Annotated in this window: 17 protein-coding genes; all 17 read right to left on the bottom strand. The window is 64.5% G+C overall.

Annotation, left to right across the window (positions count from 1 at the left end; all coding sequences use genetic code 11):
- Positions 1–171 precede the first annotated feature (171 nt).
- Genes P9228_RS30130 through tssA form a run of 17 tightly spaced genes read right to left on the bottom strand, consistent with a single transcriptional unit; the run spans position 172 to position 20,167 of the window.
- Positions 172–1,011 carry a hypothetical protein gene (locus P9228_RS30130; protein WP_095823908.1) on the bottom strand — a complete coding sequence of 280 codons (840 nt, stop codon included), beginning with the start codon at positions 1,009–1,011 and terminating at the stop codon, positions 172–174.
- Between the two features lie 3 nt (positions 1,012–1,014).
- Positions 1,015–1,950 (bottom strand): DUF4150 domain-containing protein, encoded by a 936-nt coding sequence (locus tag P9228_RS30125; RefSeq protein WP_245322307.1) that lies wholly within the window; start codon positions 1,948–1,950, stop codon positions 1,015–1,017.
- Positions 1,950–2,972, bottom strand: a complete 1,023-nt coding sequence (locus P9228_RS30120; protein ID WP_095823906.1) for a beta-ketoacyl synthase N-terminal-like domain-containing protein — start codon at positions 2,970–2,972, stop codon at positions 1,950–1,952. Before P9228_RS30120 ends, P9228_RS30125 begins: the two co-directional genes overlap by 1 nt.
- Positions 2,969–4,072, bottom strand: coding sequence for a DUF2169 domain-containing protein (locus P9228_RS30115; RefSeq protein ID WP_095823905.1), 1,104 nt, complete (start codon positions 4,070–4,072; stop codon positions 2,969–2,971). Before P9228_RS30115 ends, P9228_RS30120 begins: the two co-directional genes overlap by 4 nt.
- Complete coding sequence (gene tagF, locus P9228_RS30110; RefSeq protein ID WP_127240058.1) at positions 4,072–4,611, bottom strand: type VI secretion system-associated protein TagF; 540 nt, start codon at positions 4,609–4,611, stop codon at positions 4,072–4,074. Before tagF ends, P9228_RS30115 begins: the two co-directional genes overlap by 1 nt.
- Positions 4,593–8,135 carry a type VI secretion system membrane subunit TssM gene (gene tssM / locus P9228_RS30105; RefSeq protein WP_278057020.1) on the bottom strand — a complete coding sequence of 1,181 codons (3,543 nt, stop codon included), beginning with the start codon at positions 8,133–8,135 and terminating at the stop codon, positions 4,593–4,595. The genes tagF and tssM overlap by 19 nt, the downstream gene beginning before the upstream one ends.
- Positions 8,135–9,469 (bottom strand): type VI secretion system protein TssL, long form, encoded by a 1,335-nt coding sequence (gene tssL, locus P9228_RS30100; RefSeq protein WP_067327605.1) that lies wholly within the window; start codon positions 9,467–9,469, stop codon positions 8,135–8,137. The genes tssM and tssL overlap by 1 nt, the downstream gene beginning before the upstream one ends.
- A gap of 4 nt (positions 9,470–9,473) precedes the next feature.
- Entirely contained in the window at positions 9,474–10,808 is a 1,335-nt protein-coding gene (gene tssK, locus P9228_RS30095; RefSeq protein ID WP_067327608.1) for a type VI secretion system baseplate subunit TssK, read from the bottom strand.
- 37 nt (positions 10,809–10,845) lie between these two features.
- Complete coding sequence (gene tssJ / locus P9228_RS30090; RefSeq protein ID WP_066989071.1) at positions 10,846–11,298, bottom strand: type VI secretion system lipoprotein TssJ; 453 nt, start codon at positions 11,296–11,298, stop codon at positions 10,846–10,848.
- A gap of 3 nt (positions 11,299–11,301) precedes the next feature.
- Positions 11,302–12,750 (bottom strand): type VI secretion system-associated FHA domain protein TagH, encoded by a 1,449-nt coding sequence (gene tagH / locus P9228_RS30085; RefSeq protein ID WP_278057017.1) that lies wholly within the window; start codon positions 12,748–12,750, stop codon positions 11,302–11,304.
- Positions 12,747–13,829: a type VI secretion system baseplate subunit TssG gene (tssG, locus tag P9228_RS30080; protein WP_278057015.1), complete on the bottom strand. Its 1,083-nt coding sequence runs from the start codon at positions 13,827–13,829 to the stop codon at positions 12,747–12,749. The genes tagH and tssG overlap by 4 nt, the downstream gene beginning before the upstream one ends.
- Positions 13,793–15,667, bottom strand: a complete 1,875-nt coding sequence (gene tssF, locus P9228_RS30075) for a type VI secretion system baseplate subunit TssF (protein ID WP_278057013.1) — start codon at positions 15,665–15,667, stop codon at positions 13,793–13,795. Before tssF ends, tssG begins: the two co-directional genes overlap by 37 nt.
- 1 nt (position 15,668) lies before the next feature.
- Positions 15,669–16,421 carry a type VI secretion system baseplate subunit TssE gene (gene tssE, locus P9228_RS30070; RefSeq protein WP_278057025.1) on the bottom strand — a complete coding sequence of 251 codons (753 nt, stop codon included), beginning with the start codon at positions 16,419–16,421 and terminating at the stop codon, positions 15,669–15,671.
- Entirely contained in the window at positions 16,408–16,857 is a 450-nt protein-coding gene (locus P9228_RS30065) for an Hcp family type VI secretion system effector (protein ID WP_170950255.1), read from the bottom strand. Before P9228_RS30065 ends, tssE begins: the two co-directional genes overlap by 14 nt.
- 59 nt (positions 16,858–16,916) lie before the next feature.
- The gene (tssC, locus tag P9228_RS30060) at positions 16,917–18,422 is read right to left on the bottom strand and encodes a type VI secretion system contractile sheath large subunit (protein ID WP_066989059.1); all 1,506 of its coding nucleotides are present in this window, start codon (positions 18,420–18,422) and stop codon (positions 16,917–16,919) included.
- 3 nt (positions 18,423–18,425) lie between these two features.
- Positions 18,426–18,962, bottom strand: a complete 537-nt coding sequence (gene tssB, locus P9228_RS30055; protein ID WP_066989057.1) for a type VI secretion system contractile sheath small subunit — start codon at positions 18,960–18,962, stop codon at positions 18,426–18,428.
- Positions 18,963–18,967: 5 nt separating this feature from the next.
- Entirely contained in the window at positions 18,968–20,167 is a 1,200-nt protein-coding gene (tssA, locus tag P9228_RS30050) for a type VI secretion system protein TssA (RefSeq protein ID WP_278057010.1), read from the bottom strand.
- Positions 20,168–20,236 lie beyond the last annotated feature (69 nt).

Below are 20,236 nucleotides of genomic sequence, written 5' to 3'. Positions count from 1 at the left end.
GCCGCACGCCGAGAATGGCCCGCCTCGACAAACCGCACAACACGTTCACGCAAATCGAGCGAATAGGGCTTGGGCATGGCAAATCACCTCCACAAGGAAGTGAACCACAAACCTTACATCAGCGGAATCCTTCGCGATTCAATCTGATGGTCCGACGCTCTAAAGCCAGTTTTAGAACGGGATAAGACCGGAGAACGGAACGGAGGTCCATCGGTCGCCGTCGAAGATATGTGCCGCCTCGTCGTCAAAGGTTACGCAGAAGTCGTCGTTCGAGGAAAGATAGTACCCTGGCCTCTCGTAAAGCGTAGCGAAGGAGCCGTCTCCAGCGATCTCGTCGATCGTTTCAGCTTCTAACGTGGTTAGCAATCGACCTTTGAAAGCGTGAACATCCTGCAGGCTGGGACGATCTTCGGAAATATCGGTCCAAGAACCTGAGCTGTATAGAAAGGCGACGCCTTCATCCCCAACTGCCACGCCTTTTTCCGGTGTGGTGAAGGCGATTCCGTGCAAATCGACGTTTGTTGGAAGATGCTCAACGGAGGCGGTGCCCGCCACATAGGTAATTATCCGGCCGGATGAGGCGGCGAAGACATATTCGTCTCTCTTCCTTCGTGCCACTGAGTAGATATCCTGCTTGCCGCGGAAAGAGATTCGTTGCCATGAGCCGCGCCGGTTCTCGAAGATGAGACCATCCTCACCCATTATGAACTGAGGTTCATCCGCGAAACCGGTGAGTTTGATCGTCCCCAGAAGATCAACAGTGGCGATCGGTTCGACCCTGTCTCCGATCAATAGGATTTGACCATCCCAGACAGCTCCAAAAAGCTTGCCAGAGCGGTTGGCCCAGATCGACGCTACCCAATCTCGAATCTCGGCGACGAGCCGGACCTGGGGATTTCTTCGCCCGCTAAAATGATAGATGCGAGAAAGATGATCGCCAGGGCCGAGTTCCTCGTAAAACAGGCAGAAAAAGGCGTCGTTTACGGCGATGTGTGCGTCGGTGCATTCCATCGATCATACCTTTGGTACGTCACATTTGACTTCGTTGAGCCGGTCTTGGCTCCGTTTTCTGGTGGCCCATTTGAAATAGGTGTCACATATGGCCTTCAGGCATTCCTGGGCGTCAGGGCTAGCGGCCAGCTTAGGAAGGCTTTCTGCTGTATGCTGAAGTTCGGCGTCCCGAGCCTCTTCATATGTTTGCGAACAGGCACCTGACTTACCGGCACCTTCCGCTCGGCGCTGCGCTGCCGCCCGCTTGATCTGCTTGCGGGACTTTTTGCCATGCTGCGTGGTTTTTTTCTTCCCGTCGTTGAGGCAAATGCAAGGCGCGTCGCCCTCGGTATAACGTGGGAAGGCACCTATTGGTCCGCCACCACGCTCGGGTTCAAAAAAGGCATTCTGAATGACGTGGTCGGACTGCTGTTTTCCTTTCTTGCAGTGATTGTCAGCCTCGTCATAAGGGTGCACATGGATGTCAATCGAGGCAAGCAACGCTAAGCAGTTCTGTCCGCCTACGGACAAGGACGCTATATGAACCCAAGGCGGGGTGTTGCCTATTGGAGATGCATGATTGTTAGTAGCAAGATCCGTATTCCGGATAACCGGCTCGCCATCGAACTTTACGTTGTTTGACCAGGAGTTGAAGTACTCCTTGCCGGTGTTCTTCGAAGTGATAACGCCCTTCTTGGCGGCACAGCCCGCCTCTGTCCCGGACGTTTTGGACAAGTCGGATTTGTTCTTGATATTGACGGTCTTCCCGCCGATCTTGACAGTGCTCGTCCCCTGCTCGGTATCGCTGGCCATCCCGAAGCTGGGATACGGGATGGGCACTCCAGGGGGGGTTGCTGGGTTTTCGGGTGGCGTGAAGCAAACGTCAGGGAATGCAGCAATTGTCTGGGCGTTCACCGCCTTGCCGGAAATTTCCAGACCATTCGCGAATACATTGCTCACTAGTCGAATCTCGTTGCAAAGAGTGCGGCGCCACATGCGCCGGCATCGTTCGATGCTTCGATTAGCACTGGACTGCCGGCGGCATATCCCTTGCGGGCAGCCATCCAAGCCATGCCAATCATGAGCGGACCTGCTGCCGCGCCCACATTGCCAAGCGATTCGCCTGGGGACCAGATGTCCTGAAAATCGTGACGGCCGCGCAATAGACGCAAGCTTGCCAGTGCGCTCTGCTTAAACCAGTATTGCTCACCGATTAGATCGGCAATGCGATAGCCGAGTCGGCTCATCTCGATGCCCGTTTCCTTGAAGGCTATGTCGTATGCCGCAGTCATACCATCGCCGCGCAAGGGCAAGTCGTCGGAGTTGTAGATCGACGCGACCTCGCGGGCCAGGCCGAGGCCGAAGAGGCGAAAGCCACCACGCCCCGATCGCAGGCACAGAACTGCCGCAGCTGCTTCACCGGGGATAAAACCGTTGGGATTTTCGGGCGCCAGAAGTCGATTGTTCTTCTGGTAGTGTTCTATGGCCGGAGCCGTCAGATAGCTGTCGACGCCGGCAATCATCACGTAAGGCGCCTCACCCGATGCAATCATCCTGCGCGCTTGTTCCAGCGCCACATGGCCCGATGCACGATCGTGATTGATAATGCGCGAGCGTGCGTGGGGCTCGACATCGATAATTTCAGCGATATGGCGAAGCAGGCGACCTCCGTCGGCTATCGGCCGGCCCGGCCGGCTCTCTTCTGCCAAGCATAGAATGAGCGCGGTCTGACCTCGTGCTTCAGGAACGCTTTCGAAGGCCTCGCAGATCGCGGCGGCGGCGAGGTGGGCCATCCGCTTTTCGCCGATCCATTCGCGTGGCAAAGGCACCGGCGCGCCGGTCAGCCATTGACCGCTTGGTCCCAGAAAGCGAGTTTCCTGAAAACCGTCGAGGCGGGCGCGCATCGCTGCGCAGGCCGAGGGCGCATCAAGACCGACTGCCGTCACCATGCCAATCGCGGCTATATCGATGGCGATACTCATGCGTCTTCAGCTTCGTCATCAGGAACAGTGAGGCTGGCTCGAACATAAGCGCGCCCACTGGCGCGTGCTCGCAGCATTGACTCGGTCGGCGGCCCGACCCAGCATTCTGAGAAATCGAGGATAGTCCGCTGGATGCGTTGCGAGACGCGCCAAACCAGCGAAAAGCGGCGCTTCTCAGGCTCGAGGAGAATGGTGTCGGGGAAAACATCGGCCTCGTATGCTTTCTGCCTGCCCTTGAACAGTGTCATCGGCAGCGCAGTCGAGGGCAGCCGGAAGCTTACGCGCCCTTCCGGCGTCAGGTTCACCAACACCACCTCTTCGCCACCACGCGGATGATCGATTTGCTGGTCAGGCGGCGCCATCTGGAAGTAGCGCTCGTCGAAATCCTGCGGCAGGAATGGGAACACATTGTCGATCCAGTTCTGGTCATAAGTGCCGCCATATTCGATGCGGCCGGGCCAGCCTCGCCCCATCGGCCCGAAGCTTATCGGCTGGTAGTCGCCGAAGGGGGAGCGGATTTCTTCATTGACCGCCTGCGTGTTGGGCAGCCGCAGGCCTGGAATGAAACGCTGGTTCTTGGCGCGAGACCAGCCGGTGCCGACCGGGTTGTATTTGTAGCTGGCGGGAAGCTGATCCTCGGGGTCCAACCGGTCGACGCCGCCCCAAGCGAAATCGTAGGAGATCGGTAGTTTCAGGAAGGGCTGCGGTGCAGTTGCGGTGAAGACCGGACCTATGGCCCGCCACTCCCGGTGGCCGACCACTTCGAAGAGCTTCGACCAGTTGCCGACCTTGATGCCGACTGGTACCCGTTCCGCCGGGCGTTCACCCGGTGCATAGGCGCAGCCATTGGCAATCACGTCGCAGCGCGGCTTACGGAAGGCGAAGTCGGTCTCCCACAGCGTCGCTGAGTAACCCGGCGCGCCGGTATGCGTGTCAGCCATGACCAGCGGAACTTGCTCCGCCGATTTCTGCACGAGGCCGCCGGGCTTCTCCGGAAAATCGAACGTGCCCTTCACCACGACCACGATCCACTCATGGCCGGCCTTGTCCATGCCCATGGTGAACTGATGCGGAAAACCCAGCTGGTTCCAGATCTGCATCAGCTGGTCTCCCAGCTAGCGGCGAAGATCCGCTCCACCGTCTTTTGCGGCGCCTGCGGGTCGACGTCGAAGATATCCGTGCGCGCGGTCCACATGACGAGGTCGTCGACAACATCGCCATCCTCATCGACCGCCGGGGCAGGCAGGGCGCCCAGCGCGGCATCCAGTTCGTCGGGCGTCAGCTCGCCCCGTTGCGCGGCGAAGGCCGCTTCCTCGATGCGGTCGAACCAGGCATCCGAATAGGCCAGCCTGAGCGGCGCCTCGGCAAGCCGTGCGACGACGCTGAGCGGGAACTGTCGGCCGACCTTGTCGGCGCTCTGCACGATGACGCCGGCCGAGGCGCCGAACGAGGCGGGGCCGGCGAGGAAGCGCAAGGCAGTGTCCGTCTGCCAGGCATCGTGGCCAAACAGCGGGACGATCTGCTGCGCCAGCCAGCGATCCCAGACGCGCACGAAATCGCCCGGCAGCCGCCGCGTCACGAAATCGCCGGTGGCGGGCATCTTGCCGTAGAAGCCGGTGCTCATATCTGCGGCGGACATGTGAACTTCTTGAACATCTCGAGTGTGTAGGGGTTCTCGACGCTGGCCGCCTTGAGCTCGAAATCGGCATACATGCCTTTCGTGCCGAGGCGCAGGCTATAGACGTCGGATAGGTTGGTTCCGGCGAACTTGCCGCCGCGCAGCATCCTCAGCCACGCCCAGCTGCCGGTCTCGTTGAGCATCACCTCGGGCGAGCCGTCGACCGGCTGGAAGGCGAGCGAGATCACGCCGGTGCCGTCCTTGCCGGGCCACGTCATCGGCTGCGGCCGGGTCGCGTTGTTGTAGTAGACGAGGTTCTGGCCATCGAGGTTGAGCGTCACCCGCGCCACGTTGGGCGACAGATCCTTTGGCTCCAGCGTGAAGTTCATCACCGGGCCGGTGCCGCCGGGAAACAGGTCGTCGCGGATGTGCCGTGCCTGCTCGAACGCCGCCAGCGCGGCCGCGTCGAGGCCGAAATCGGCGCGCCATTTCCACGGCTGGCTGGCGGTGTCGACATAGTTGATCAGATGGTCGTTGATGAAGGCGTCGATCAGGCCGGCGGGGCCGAAGAGGCGCTGGAAGTCGCGCACATTGACGTCGACCGCGCTCTCCGGGCTGAACGGATAGCGGTTGTTGAGCGCCGCCTGGCAGAAGGGCAGGATGTCGGCGCGCCAGATGGCATTGAGCTCGTTGGTGACCGCCTTCTGCGACAGGCCGCTGGTGTCGCCGGCAATCCCGCCCAGCCAGTCGTTGATCGGCGAAGGCAGGATCTGCGCCTGTCTTGCGACCGCCCCCGTCAGCTCGGCCAGGCCGCCCTGCTTCTTGATGGCGTCCTGCGGGTCGGGGTTGGCCGACACGGTCTGCAGCACATTGGACAGCGCTGTCAGCGCCACCACGGCTGCGTCGAGCGCCGGCGGCTGGCCGTCTACCTCGGCGATCGTGCCTTTGAGCGGCTTGAAGTGTTCGGCCACCAGGCTGCCGGTCATGTCGACCTGCTCGGCCGAGCCCGCGCGCGGCAGTAATTTCGCTCCCGTCTTCACCACCTTGCCGAGTTTGCCGAGCTTGGAGAGCAGCTTCGAGCCGCTCTTGGCGGCGGCGCCGTTCTTGTTGTCAGCCGGCGCTTCGTCGGAACGGGTGAGATCGAGTTCCTGCACGACGGCGGTGAGGAGGCGTTTCAGCGCGGAATCGGCGCTCGAAAGGTCCTTGAGATTTTCGCTGGCGACATTGAGGTCGGTCAGCGGCGCCAGCCGCATGTCGCGCAGGAAGCTGTCCCACTGCGAAATGTAGTCGTCGTAGTAGAGCTTCAGAATGTCCTCGGACAGCGCCGAGACCGAGGTCTCGGCATTCTCCGAGCAGCCGCCGGCAAATACCGCGCGATCGAGCGCCGCCTGCGCCGCCACATCCTCGACGCGATCGAGAACGGCGTCGTGGAAGCCGGCATAGGTGTAGGCGCCGGGAACGCCGACGCGCAGCGTCTTGGCGGAGCGGCGCGCGAACACTTTGGCGCCGTTCGGGCCGGCGAAATTGGCCGGCACCCATTCCTTTACCGCTGCCACTTCCGGATCCGCGAGCAACTGCTTGTAGGCGCGCTCCGGCAGCGAGATGGTGCACACCGTCTTCAGCGCCTCGGCCACCAGCTCCTTGTCCGGGGCGATGTAGCTGTCGTCAACCGCCATGCGGCGGATCGCGGCAAGCTGGTGCTGTTCGGCGTCGGCGGTCGGGAAGGGCGGGGCGGGCGCGAATTCCGGCAGACTGTTCACCCACCAGTTCTGCACGAAGTCGGTGTCCATCTGCGACAGGCCGGTCATCATGCGATAGGTCTTCAGCGCGCCGAGCATGAAATCCGGATCGCGGATCTGTCGCCACATCGTGGCCTCGAGCAGCGCCACCATGTGTGGCTCGAGCACATTGCGCAGCGCGTGGTCGTAAGTGTCGGTCTGGGCGCGCACGAGCTCGGCCGAAGCGGTCGGGCCGAGCAAATTGTGGACAGCATCCGGCGGTGCGGTGCGCGCCGTCGCTACCGCATCCATCGCGGCCAGCGCCCCATCCATCGTCGGCTGCTCCACCGAAGCCGGCGTGGCGGAGACGTCGGTCAGCGGCGCCTGCAGCGCCTCGAACTGGCCGGCCTGCTCGGTGATCGCATTGCGGTTGTCGAGATAGGACCAGGTGAACAGCCCGCCCGCCAGCAGGGCGGCAAGCGCGCAAGCCGCGGCCGCGCCGCGCCAGATCCAGGCGCGCCGGCGCTGCGCCAGCGGATCGAACGTGCCGAGACCCGCTTCCTTGAAGATGACCTCGGTCAGGAGATTGCGCAGGAAGAAGCTGCGCTTCTCGACGCGCGGCGCCAGCATCGCGCGGCGCGGCGGCAGTCCGAAGGAGGAGGACAGCGCCGCCGTCAGCCGGTCGATCGGCGCGCCTTCCTGTGTCGCCGAGGTCAGATAGAGGCCGCGCAGCCAGGCGGCTTCCTCGTAGCGGCTTTCGCCGAACATCGCCTCGATCAGCATCTGGATCGGCTCGGAGAGGCTAGCGAGCTGGGCCGGGAAACGGAAGATTTCCGCGCGCGATCCGAGCTTGTCCTCGTCCTCCAGACGCGGCACCAGCCGCCGCTCCAGCTCCGTGGCAAGCGCGGCGAGCTCTCTTTCGACGGTCTTGGCGTCGATGCGGGCATCGAGCGGAAAGGTCGTCCCCCATACCTGCTCGCGGGCGGCGGTCGAGAGACCGCCGAAGAAGGCCTCGAAGCCCTTGATCAGGTCGGCCTTGGTCAGCATCAGGTAGACGGGAAGGCGGATTTCGAGGCGGTCGTTCAGCTCCGCCAGCCGGCGGCGGATCTTGCGGCCATGCGCCTTGATGGCTTCGTCCCCTTCCGAAAGCGCATCGATCGACAGCGCGACGATGACGCCGTTGAGCGCGCGGCGGCCACGATGCTTCTTGAGAAGATCGAGGAAACCCAGCCATTCCGTCGCGTCGACATCCGGCTGGCTCTCCTGTTGGACATAACGGCCGGCGGTGTCGATCAGCACCGCATTCTCCGAGAAGAACCAGTCGCAGTTGCGCGTGCCGCCGACGCCCTGCAGATCGTCGGTGAGATCGATCGGGAAGTTGAGGCCTGACTGTCGCAGCGCCGTGGTCTTGCCCGTGGCCGGCGGTCCGACGATGACATACCAAGGCATCTCGCGCAGGAATTTGCGGCCGCCGAGCTTGCGTCGCTTGAGCTCCGCCATCACCTCGCCGAATTTGGCGCCGACCGCGGCAACGCTTTCCTCGCCAGGAGTGAGCTGCTTTTCCGTCACGGGCGCGGCGATCTCGGCGACGAACATGCGGTTGGCGCGGATCGCGCGGCGCTGCGCGATGATCAGCCAGATCAGCCACAGGATGATCAGCCCGGCGATGATGGCGATGCGCACATTGTCGGAATCGAACGGCGCATACGGGCCGACCTGGACGATCGGGCCGAACACCCAGATCAGCAGGGAAAGCAGCGCGATGCCGATCAGCGTCCAAAGGAAGCGCGAAGTGAGAACCGCCCAGAGGAAGCGCAGGATGAACATCAGAGCCTCTTCTCGACCAGGACCTCGACGCGGCGGTTGAGCGCGCGGCCCTCGCGCGTCGAGTTGTCGGCCACCGGATCGGTCTCGGCGCGGCCTTCCGAATGAATGCGCTCCTGCGGGACGCCGGCCTGCACCAGAAGGTTGGCTATGGTCTCGGCGCGCGCTTCCGACAGCCGCTGGTTCGACGAAAGCGGGTTCGATTTCTGCAGGCGCACATTGTCGGTGTGGCCGACCACCGTGACGTTCCCGATCAGTTCCTGATTGGCGAGGATCACCTTGGCGATCGATTCGATTAGAGGCTCATAGCCCTGCGTGAGTGTTGGCCGCGCCGACTGGAACAGTTCGGGATTGGAAGACTGGATGACGAGCTTGGCCAGCGACACGCTCTCGGTCCCGCTCAGCGCCCGCTTGAGACCATCCGGTGCCTCGGCCTTGAATTCAGGCAGCAGCGCAAAATCGACCGGTTCCGGCTGTGGCGCCTCGGGTTCGGGCGCGTCGACCTTGGGCGCGGCGCGGGTGACGTCGCCCCGCGAGGGCGGCGGCAAAGCGCGGACCAGGGCGGAGAGCTCGACCGCCTGGCTGCTCAGCCCCATCGACAGGCCGACATAAGCAGCGGCGGCGATGACCACGGCCGCCAGCGCCATCACCCAGATCGGTACGATGAAGCGCTGCGGCTCGTCCGAGGCGATCACGCCCTTCCAGTTCGGCGACAGCGGCGCATCTTCGGCGTCGGCATTGCGCAGGAAGCGCGCCGCCGCCACGCGAACGGCATTGAGCGAGCGGTCGCCGGCGCGGCCAGGCACGCGATATTTGCCGCGGAAGCCGAGCGCCAGGCAATAATATTGCAACTCCAGCATTTCGCGGTCGCGGTTCGGATGCCTCTCCAGTTCGTCGAGCCGCGAGAAGAACTGCGTGCCGGCATCGACGTCGCCGCGCAGCATCACCACCAACGGCTGGCGTGGCCAGGCGCTGGCGCCGCCCCAGGGCGTGTTGAGCGCGAGGTCGTCGAGCAAGGCCGCCACCGCCCAGGCGGCCTGATCGGCCCGCTCCAGCGACGAGCCCGCGGCCATCGCGGCGTCGCGTGCGCGCACGAGCTCCTCGAGCAGGCGCGTGCGCAGCACTTCCGGGTTCTCTGGCGCCAGCGCGCTTTCCAGCTCCGGCGCGAATTCGAGCAGCGGCGCGAAGCTATTGATCAGCACATTGGGATGGGCGCGCGCGCGCTTCACCGGCGCGCCCGGCGCCAGCGGCGCCATCGGCCGGGGCGAAGCGCCCGTCAGCCTGATGCGCGTGCGTTCGCGATCCTCCGACAGTCCGAAAGGATCATCCCGGCTCATGGCCTCACCTGTTCACCGAATAGCAGTCGACCTGCGGCTCGCTTGGCAGCACGCCGGAAACGCCGATGACGAAACCGGGGGCGTCGAGCAGCGAGGCCCAATGCTCGCTCTTCTGGTCCAGCTCCAGGCACAGCCGGTCGCCGTCATAGGGGATCTCGCGCGGCTGCGAATGCAGCGGCTTCAGCGGAATGCCGGGCAGGCGCGACTTCCACAGCCCCTCGAACTGGTCGGCGGACCCGACGGTGGCCTGGTTGACGAAGATCTTGCGCAGCGCGTCTTCCGACAGTTCGGAGCCGACGCGGATGACGATGCGGCTGGCCACCAGAAGTTTCGGGTTGTCGATGCGCACCTTCCAGACATTGGTGGCATGCCGCATGACCGGCAGCGCGCGCGATTTCGGCTCGATATACCGCAGGCTGAGGATCAGCGAGCGCAAGGCGTCCGCCAGGGCCATATAGGCAGGGCCGGGCGCCATGTGGTCATAGGCCGGTAGCTCGCCGAGCCGGCGCGAGCTGGAGCCATAAGTCGCCATTTCGCCGGCGAGGCCGGCGAGCTCGAGGTAGAGCTCGGCCGGATGGAAGACATCTTGCGCCAGCATGTGGGCGAGCCGCGGCTTGGCCGCATTGGCAAGATGAAGCATCAGCAGGTCCTCGACGCTGCGGCCGGGGCCTCCCATCACCATCTTGCCATGCGCTTCGGCGATCTGGTCGAGACCGGTGACGACCTCCTGCAGCAGTTGCCGATACCAGGCGACCGCGCCCGTGATCAGCGTCGGCGGCAGGAAGCTCTCGTCGAGCGAGACGCCGCCGTCGGCCCGCACGCCCTTGATGTCGGCGACCGGCAGCGCGGTATAGCCGCCGACCGATTTGCCGGGCGCAAGCAGCACCGCTTGCGGCCGGGCGATCTCGATCTCTTCCGGGTCGGCGCCGCCCTGCACGGAATCGCGCACCGACACGATCCTGCCGTGATAGCGCGCGCCGGTCGACGCGGCATGCGCCGGGTCGAAACCGACGCCGCCGGGCGGCTCGAGCGGCAGCGCGACCAGCACCGGCCCGGCGCCGGTATCGGCCGTGACCGGCAGCGGTTTCGGCGCGTCCATCATTTCCGGGATGGAGAAGGGCGTGCCGTCGGGGAAAATACCCCGGGCGGACACGATAGAAACCTGGCCTGCATCGAGCAGCGATTGATCGAGCGTCAGCTGCTGGAAGCCGAACGTATGGAGCTGGCCGGCCTGCAGCGCGCCCCGCACCATCGCCTCGAAGAACCGGTCCTGCTGCTGGAAATGCTGGGTTCTCAGGAAGAGCCCCTCGGACCATAGCACCCTGTTTGCGTCGCTCATGCCGCTGCTCTCTGCACTGCCAACTTCTGTCTCGCCGTCAGGCGGAAATACCGCCGCCGCCTAGCGTGACGTTGATGGTGAATTTCGATCCCGCCGACACCGACTTGGTCGTGCGCCAGTTGCGTCCGCCGGGTTCGCGGATCAGCGCGACGAAGCCGAGCGCCGTCGCGTTCGGTTCGACCGTGATGGTCTTGGCCGCCGTCTTGCCCGGTGCGACGGAGATCGAATCGGATCCGATAAGGTCGGCCCCAAGTGCGGACCCCGCATCGCCCTGCAGCGCGAAATAATCGGCCGAATTGAACTTGCCGGTGCTGGCAAGCCGCATCACCAGCACAGTCACCGGTCGATCGCCGCCGCCGGGTCCCGGATTCATGCCGGCGCCACCGGTCACGTTGACCGAGATAACCGATGGTTTCGGCGGGCCGCTCTGGCAAGCCGCAAGCAGCCCCGTCGCGCCGAGCGCAACGATGAATTCGCGTCGATCGATCATGTCCTACTCCTCTTCGTATGCATCCCTGAAGTCTGCGCCGATCTCGCCCAGGAAACTCGATTCCGCGCTTTGGGCGATGTCGCGATGGCGTTTCTGGTAAAGCTCCCACAGCTTAGCGTTGCGGCCGCCCGCAAGCAGGTTGCCGATCGCGGAATTGGATTTCAGCTCTTCCTCGATCGTCGCCGGATCGAACCGGTCGATCATGCGCCGCAGCGCTGCCTGAACGCCGCGCCAGGCGCGCACGTGGTGCTGCGCGAGATCCTTCACCGCATCGCCGATCGCCGCCTCGCCGGAGAGGAAGCCGGGACTGCGCTCCGAGATTATGGTGACGATGACATCCTCGACCGTCGGCAGGAATTTGAGCGGGTTGACCTCGGAGGCGCCGACCACCGTCTGGGCAACGCGCGCGCTGCCCTTTTCCTCGGCGCGCTTGCGCAGAAGCTGCATCAGCCCGTCCAGCATCAGCCGGTACTCGCGCCCGAATTTTTCCATCTCGGCGATCGCGTCGCGCCCGAGAAAATCGGCCTCCTCGACCCCCATGCCGCGCAGGAAGGCGGCGCGCAGCGCCATATCGCCGGGCACAGGCTGAGCTGCACGGGACGGCCTGGGCGCGGGAGCCGGGCGCGGCGGGGGAGGCGGCTCGGGCGTGCGCGCCGGCAAGTCCCGCGGAGGAGCGACCTGCGGCTTTTCGGCCGGCTGCTCGCTGCGACGGGCCGTATGCGCGCCGTTGGCGGAGGCAGGCGTCGCGGCGGGACCGAAGCCGAAGTCGTCGAAGCCGGTCGGTTTCGGCGCCGGCTGCGCCGTATCGCCGCGCGCGGGCATGTCGCCGAAGCCGAACGGATCGGAGCGGCCAGTTGCCGAGTCGTCGTCCGAGGCCTGTGACGCCACCGGGTCGAGGCTGAATGGGTCGTCGAAGGCGGGCGAATTGCGCTGGTTCGAGGCGCGGTCATACGCGCCGGGCACAGGCTGCTCGAACGGGTCCGGCAGATCGGCCGGCCGCGGCCGCCGCGGCTCCTCCTCGACCTTGGCCGAAAAGAAATCGTCGCCGCCAATGCTGGACGAAGATCGCGGCTGAGGCGCCGACCAGGCGGCGGCGGAATGGTTGGCGGCCTCACCGACCGAAGTCTGGCTCGCGCTTGGCTGGACCTCGACATAGAGCACGTAGTCGCCCAGTCTCAAACGCATGCCGCTTTGCAGCCGTGCCGACCTGCCGGTGCCGAGTGGGCTGTCGGAATCGTCGATGAACAGCCCGCTGCTCGACGTGTCGGTGACGAAGTAGCCGTCGCGGCCGCCGCTGATCTTGCAATGGGCGCGCGACACGAACATGTCCGGATCATCGATCTGCCAGCCGGCATCGGCGCTGCGCCCGATCACCAGTTCGCCTTCGTCCAGCCGGGTCTGCCTGACCACCTGGGAGCGCGGGCCTTGTTCCAGCGTCAGCAGCAGGCTCATGCGGCCGCCTCCGCCATTTCCGGCCGCCAGCCGACGACAGTGCGGAGCTTGAGATCGTCGGCGTCTTCCTTCTCGGCGGGGCGAGCAAGCCAGGAGGTTCGGCCGAGCTGGACGGTGCCGATCTTCGGCGGCGGCACGGCGTCGCGCGCAAGCACGATGCGCAAATCGACATCCAGCGCTTCGCCGATCATGTCGCGCACCGCTTTCTTGAAGAGGGCGAGGCGCCGCTCTCCAGGCAGGAACGACTTGAAGTCGTCGAGATCGAGCGGGCCGACGCGCAACTCGATCCGGCTCTGGCGGCTGAAGACGCGCGGGCCGATCGTCGCCCCGCGCCCGAGCGCCGCATAGGCCTTGCCGACGCGGCTCTGCAGTGCCGCCGGTATGGTGATCCAGGAAGCGACGAATTCCTTGATCTCGACCGGCACCTTGAAGGCCGTGGCAAGAAACAAGGTGAGCCGTTCCGGACCGTCGACCTGGCTGGCCAGCGATCCGGCCTGGCGCAGCCGCACAGCGTCGAGTTCGGCATCCTGGGTGCCGGGAAGGCCGATCCCCGACATTGCTTCCAGCATGGCGCGGACGCGTCCGCCGATCGAGCGCTCGACCTGCACCGCCGGATGTGCGTCGGCCCAGGCGCGGTAGTAAAGCGCGATCATCCGGTGCTGCAGGATGTTGACGAAGTCGACGAAGGTTGTATCGCTGGTCTGCTCCGCTTGCGTGCCGGTGAACCAGCGCTGCGACAGCCGGTCGAGCACCCAGCGCGTCAGATGCAGCGGCATCGGCCCTTCGGGCCCGAGCAGTCCGAGATTGGCGACGGTCACCCGCGCCGGAGCCTTTTCGCCCGCCTCCTGGAATTTCATCACGTCCCTGGCCGAGAAGCTCAGGCGGACATGCTGGCCGAGCCGCGCCGGCTCGCGATTGGCCTGGCCGGAATAGCCGAACAGCCCGCCCCTCTGCTCCAGCCGGCGCAGAAGCTCGAAGAAGTCAAAGCTTTCCGACAACGCCCCGATTCCGTCTGAGACGGCTTCGCTCAGGGCGGGCCGCGCTAGATCAGGTAGCGATTGCCGGGCGTCATCGGCCATGGCACATCCTCCTGCTTCTGCAGCAGCCGCGTGCGTGTCCGCACGAAACCGTTTATCCCGGCATGGCGGGCAAACAGCCGCGCCAGCAGGGCCGAAAGCAAAAGCGTGCTTTGCCCCGCCAGCACCGACTGGTCGACATGCAGCGTCACTTCCGTGCCCCGCCCGAAGCACATCGGCCCGTCGATCTTGAGCCGCTCGATCACCGGGCGCGAGTCGATGCGGGTGATCGAATGCACGTTGCGGGCGAGGCTCGGGTCGCCGCGGTCGGCATAAAGATCGAGCAGCGCGTGCAGCGGATCCACGCCGTGGCCTTCCTTGGCAAGACTCAAGAAGTTGAGCGAGAGCTGCGCCACCAGCCGCCAGGCAAGATTGTCGGCGCGGGATTCGCCTTCGGCGCCCGCCGGCAGCGACGCCGGGATCGACGGCTGGGGCGGCCGCAGCGCGCCGAGCAGCCTGACGGCCTCCACCGGGTCCGCCGTCTCTAGCGTCAGTGTCGGTGTGTCGTCGAGGATCGGCAGGTCGCGATTGGTGCAAAGCGCCATGATGTCGAGGCGCTTGAGCGGCCGGTTGGCCGGGCTGCCGGCCGGGCGCGACACCGAGAGGAAAACGTCGTCTCCCGTGTAGGAGGTGCGAGTCAGGCCGTCGCGACGCTCATCTTCGGTGGCCCTGCGAGGGCGCCGCTCGGTCGAATACACCCAGCCGCTGCCGCGGTTCTGCCCCAGGCTGAAAAGCTCGGGAATCTCGGCCTCGCTGCCCTCCGCGTCGGCATCCTCCACTCGGGTGACGCGGAAGATCTCGAAATCGCGCGCTCTGGTTCGATCGGCATGCAGCACTTGCCTTGTCCTGCGCGGATCGATCTCGATGACGTTGCATTCGCGCTCGAAGAGATTGATCAGCGGCGTCACGAAGAGCTCGAAATCGGCCGGCGCAACGTCGGCGAGCTCGGGCACCGGGCGGCGGAACAGGAAGATGATCTCCATCCCTGCCTCGCATCTGCGCACCACCGGCTGCAGGCCGGCGACCCGCACATAGTGGAAGCGTTCGGGGACCATGAAATATTCGCGCAGCAGGCGGTAGCCCTCGAAGGTCGGGCGGGTGCGCGGCATCAGCGCCTCGTCGTCGCGGATGCCGACCATCTCGGGCTCGGGCAACGCCGATAGCGGATTGGTCTTTCCTTCCGCCCGCGCGCCGACGGCCGAGCAGGCCCCGAAGATCGCGTCGAACAGGAGCGGCGCCTTGGTGCGACCGGCGAAATAGAGATCGAGACGGTCGAGCGACAGCTCGCTGAGCTTGCCCTTTCCGGTGCGCGCAAGCGCGACGCGCAGCGCTGCCTCGCCGCGCGCGCCGGCGACTGGGCCGATGCCGGCGGCAGCCAGCGCGCTGCGATCCTGGAAATAGCTGACGGAGGTGATCGCGATCGGCCATAGCGTGATCTCTTGCGCGGTGCTGAAGGTTGACCGCGTCGACAGCCCTGGATGCAGGCTGGAGACCAGTCGTGTGCCGCGCGCGACTGTATGACCGGCGATCATCGACTGCACTTGCTGGCCGGGTTTCAGCACCGCCATCGCCGTTGCCGGCGCCGGGGTGACCAGGTCCGGGTAAAGAACGTCGAGCACGGCGCGCGAGAAGCGCGAGCGCTCGGCGTCGACCTTCAGCCGCGTGCGCGCGGCAAGGAAGGCCACGCCGTCGAGCAGCCGTTCGACATAGGGGTCCGGGCAGGGAACGGTGTCGAGGGAAAGATTGCGGGCGACTGCCGGATGCATATCGGCGAATTCGGCCGCGAGCGCCCGGATATGGGTCAGTTCTTCTTCGTAATATTCGACGAAGACCCGATCCATCTCAGGTCTCCCGGAATTCGGTTCGCGCCAGGCCGTTGTCGAGATTGATCGTGGTGCGCAGCCGCATGCGCTCCGGCGCCGGCGTCATGATCAGCACGGCGTCGATCTCGATCTTCAGGCCGACGCTCTTGTCGCCAAGGGTGACATTGACCGTCGTGGCGCTTTCCTTGAGCCGCGGCTCGAAGGTGGCGAGCACCGCGCGGATCTCGCGCGCCAGGGTATCGCGGTCGAAGTCCCGCGAGGAGCGGCCGGAGAAGGACGGCACGCCGTAGTTCACGACGCTGCGGCGCACCTCCGGAAAGTCGGCAAGCGACGGCAGCTCGTCCAGGGGCTGTTCGTGCTCGGCATCGGAAAGCATCGGAACGGACTCGAAGCGCTCGGTGTTGAACAAGGCTTCGATGTCGCGCCGGACGGCTTCCCTGAGCACCCGCGCCGACACCACCACGCCGCGGCTTTCGATCTCGGCGCGATGTTCGGCCTGGAACACCAGACGGTGCAGGCGCCGCTTTTGGTCGGGGGTGAGTTCCGCATCGGCATCGATGGTGCGTGCGCTGCCGGCAAGAAGAGCCTCGACGCGCTCGGCGCCGAGTTCTTCTTCCAGCAGGCGACGCAGCCCCTCGATCTCCGACGTCAGCCCGGGCAGGTCGTTGATGAGGCGGTCCCAGAGGGAGGGCTGGACCGCCTCGCGCTTTGCTCGCGAACTGCCGGCGAGCTGCGCCCTTGCGCCGGGCCTTTTGGCCTCACTTGCCGACATAGACATCCATTTCGATCTCGTCGTCCTTGTCGTAGACGAATTTGATCTTCTTATAGGCGAAGCTCACTTCTTCCTCGATCAGGTCGGCCTCGTCATCGGCCTGCTTCATGTCGTATTCCATGATCGAAGCGTCGGTGAGCGTCACCACCAGATAATCGCTGGTCTCGCCGTCGATGGTGCGGCGCGCCGAAAACACCACTTCGTCGAGCGCCTTGTTGTCGAACAGCGCCTTCTTCAGGTAAGGCGACGCCTTGTCGTAATGCTTGGTGAACTTGATCATCCCCAAGGATACGCGCCCGCGGCGCGAGAGCGAATTGGGATCGTAAGGCGCGATCATCTTGTAGTCGACGCCATGGACTTCGATCTCATCTTCGTGGCCGTCGCGCACGCTGGGACCCTTGATGTCCGGAACTTTCAGAAAACCATCGATCTTCATTGAAGGCATTGTCTTTCTCCACCGCTCTCAAACCAAACAAGATGACTATGCTTGCGATTTCACCCCTTCACTGACGGCAGTTCGGACACCAGCCGGAGCGAGGCATTGATGCCTTCCAGCTGGTAGTGCGGACGCAGATAGAAACGGGCGTTGTAGTAACCGGGCCGGCCTTCGACACTGTCGACCTGGACCTCGGCCGCGGCGAGCGGGCGCTTGGCGCGCGCCTTGTCGTCGGCAAAGGCTGGATTGGCCAGCACGTACCGGTTGATCCATTCGGTCAACCAGATCTGCATGTCGGTGCGTTCCTTGAACGAGCCGATCTTGTCGCGCGCGATCGCCTTGAGGTAGTGGGCGAAGCGCGAGACCGGGAACAGGTAGGGCAGGTTGGCGCTGAGCCGCTCGTTGGCCTGCGCGTCGGGATCGACCAGACGCCCGGCTCGGGTCTCGTCGTCCTGCAGCGAATGGGCGCCGATGAAGGCCGCAAGGTCGGTGTTCTTCCGGTGCAGGATCGGCATCAGGCCGAGTTTGGCGAGCTCCGCTTCGCGCCGGTCGTCGATAGCGACTTCCGTCGGGCATTTCATCGCGATCGATCCGTCGTCGGTCGGAAACGCGTGCACCGGCAGGTTGAGCACCGTGCCGCCGTTTTCGACGCCGCGGATCTGTGTGCCCCAGCCAAAAAGCTTGTGGCTGCGGTTGATGTTGACGCCCATCGGGAAGGCGGCGTTCATCCAGACATATTTGTTGTGGTCGCCTCCCACCTCTTCCTCGAAGGTGAAACCCTTCACCGGAACGGTTTCCGAGCCGTAAGGCAGGCGCGCCAGCACCCGCGGCATGGTGAGGCCGATATAGCGGGCGTCCTCGCTCTCGCGCAGCGACTGCCACGAGGCATAGGCCGGGTTGTTGACGATCATCTGCAGGTCCTGCGGGTTGGGCAGTTCCTGCCAGCTGTCCATGCGGAACAGGCGCGGCGAGGCGGCGGCGATGAAGGGCGTGTGCGCCGAGGCGCAGACGCCGGAGATGTTGCGCAGCAGGCCGACGTCGCGCGGATGGTTCGAGAATTCGTAGGCGCCGAGAATGCAGCCGATCGGCTCGCCGCCCAGCATCGAATACTCGTCCGTATAGACCTTCTTGAAGATCGGGCTCTGGTCCCACATCTGGCCTTCATAGTCTTCCAGCGTGTCGGCCAGCTGTTCCTTGGAGATGTTCATCACCCGGATCTTGAGCTTCGTATCCGTCTCGGTGTTGTTGACGAGATACCAGAGGCCGCGCCAGGTGCCTTCCATCTCGCGCACTTCCGGCGCGTGCAGGATCTCGTTGACCTGCGTCGTCAGCATCTTGTCGATGCCGGCGATCAGCGACTTGATCGACTTGATCGCATTGGACGAGATGGTGGTGGTTTCGGAGCGCGACTGCGCCGCCAGCGCCAGGTTGCGCACCAGCTGCTGCAGCTTCTCGCTGTCGTCTTTCTTGACCTTGAAATCCTTTTCCAGGAGGCCGCTGAATTCGCCGAGGTCAATCGCTTCCGCCTCGGCGGTGGCGGCTGCGGTTTTTTGCTGTTCAGCCATGACTTACTCCTCGCCCTTGCCCTCAGAAATCGCCTGGCCGGCGATCTTGCTCAGCAGCGGTTCGTTGTTCAGAAGCTGCGCGATGCGCTTTTCGGCGTCGACGCGGCCGTCCATGAAGCCGAGCAGCTCTTCGAGCTGCCGGCGCATCTTGAGGATCTCGGCCAGTTGCGGGACCTGCTCAGCGATCTTGTCCGGCGCGAAATCGCCCATCTTGGAGAAGGTGAGATCGATCGCGAGCTCTTCGTCCCGCTCGGCGCCCTCGGCTTGCGGGAGTGTGTTCTTTACCCGTGCCTTCACCCGCGGCCCCATGGCCTCCATGAACTTCGGGAACCGATTGGCGTCGGTCTCGACGAAGTTGCGGTCGAGCACTGACTTCACCGCTTCCTTGGTCTGTGAAGCGCCGGAAAGATCTGCCATCACGGCCATGACGAACGGCAGTTCGATCGTTGTCGGGCTGCCGTAGGTCTCGACGTCATAGGCGATCTGCACGCGCGGGGCGCGGTTTCTTTCGATGACCTTCGCTTTGCTCTCTGCTGGCATGCTTGTTACCTTTCATCCTTCTGGGCCGGCTTCTTCGGATCGGGGACACCGGCAAGCAGCCGGAACTCCTTCAGCCCCGATGGGGCGAGATCTTCCATCAATTCCACGAAATCCATGTGCACCATGCGGCGCACGCGGCGGGCGAGATGCGGGATCGGGCTCGACGGCTCGGTGCGGTCATAAAAGGCGACGACGAGATCCAGGCATTTGACGACGTCGTCGCGCGAGGTGATCCGGTCGGGCAGCCCGGCGCCCGGTTCCGCATAGCTTGCGACACTTGCCATCGATTCGGCTCCCCTCGCTTCGGCGCCCATCCTTTCGGCACCATGGCCGTTTGGGCCGCGCGCTGCCGGTTCCGCCGGCTGCGGGATTGGCTTTGCGGCCCCGTTCGCCCCGGCACCGGCGGCGGAATTCCGCTCCAGCGTCGTCAGCAAACGCTGCAGGAAGCGTCTCAATTCCGGAATGGCGGGGCCGTTGCCGTCGATGCGCTTGTTGAGGGCGGCGTCGACCTCGTCGAGAGCGGCGATCACCGCGCGGGCGTCGGCGAGCAGCGAGGTCATCGCCTCGCCGGCCTGATCGACTTGCGCCTTGCACCCGGTGCGCACCCGGTTCACCAGCTGGTTGTGGCCGCTCACCAGCGCCGCCTTTTCCGCCGCGCCCAGTCCCGAAGCAGCCTCCTGCAGCATGACGTGTTCGTCGAGGCTGCCCTTCTCCAGGTCCTCTCCCTTGATCGGGCCGACCGTGCGCGGCGCAAAGAAGACCATGCCGCGCAGATCCTTGAGCAGCCCGTCCTGGCTGTTTTGCAGGTCGATCAGCGCATTGATGCGCCGCAAGGCAGCCTCGCGCGGCGTGGCGCCAGAGCGCAGTGCCGGATGCATCGTTTCCCAATGCCTGTCGAAGGTTTGGGCGATCAGCGTCAGGCCTTCGGCGAGCCCGCCCAGCTGTTCTTCGTTGGCAAGGGCACGCACAACCAGGACGAGGAGGCGCAGGTCCCGCCCGTGCGACCGCAACTCCTCCGCCTTGGTGAGTACGACGGACCAGTCGACCGGAACATCGACTTCCGATTTGTTGTTTCCTTCGTATTCGACCTTTTTCTGCTGTTCGGTCAGGCGCTCCAGCTCATGAAAGGCCGGGTCGTTACGCAAGTCCTCTCCCGACGGATTTTCACCGTTCAGAGGATTCAGCCAGAGTGCGAGATCAATCACACTAACCCCCAGCCAGCGGCCCTGAGACCCTATGTGACGCAACGTTACCACCGGCCTCGCGCCACGACA

This window comes from Mesorhizobium sp. WSM4898 (genome assembly GCF_029625845.1).
GTDB lineage: Bacteria > Pseudomonadota > Alphaproteobacteria > Rhizobiales > Rhizobiaceae > Mesorhizobium.
This window is presented reverse-complemented; position numbering and strand designations above follow the sequence as displayed.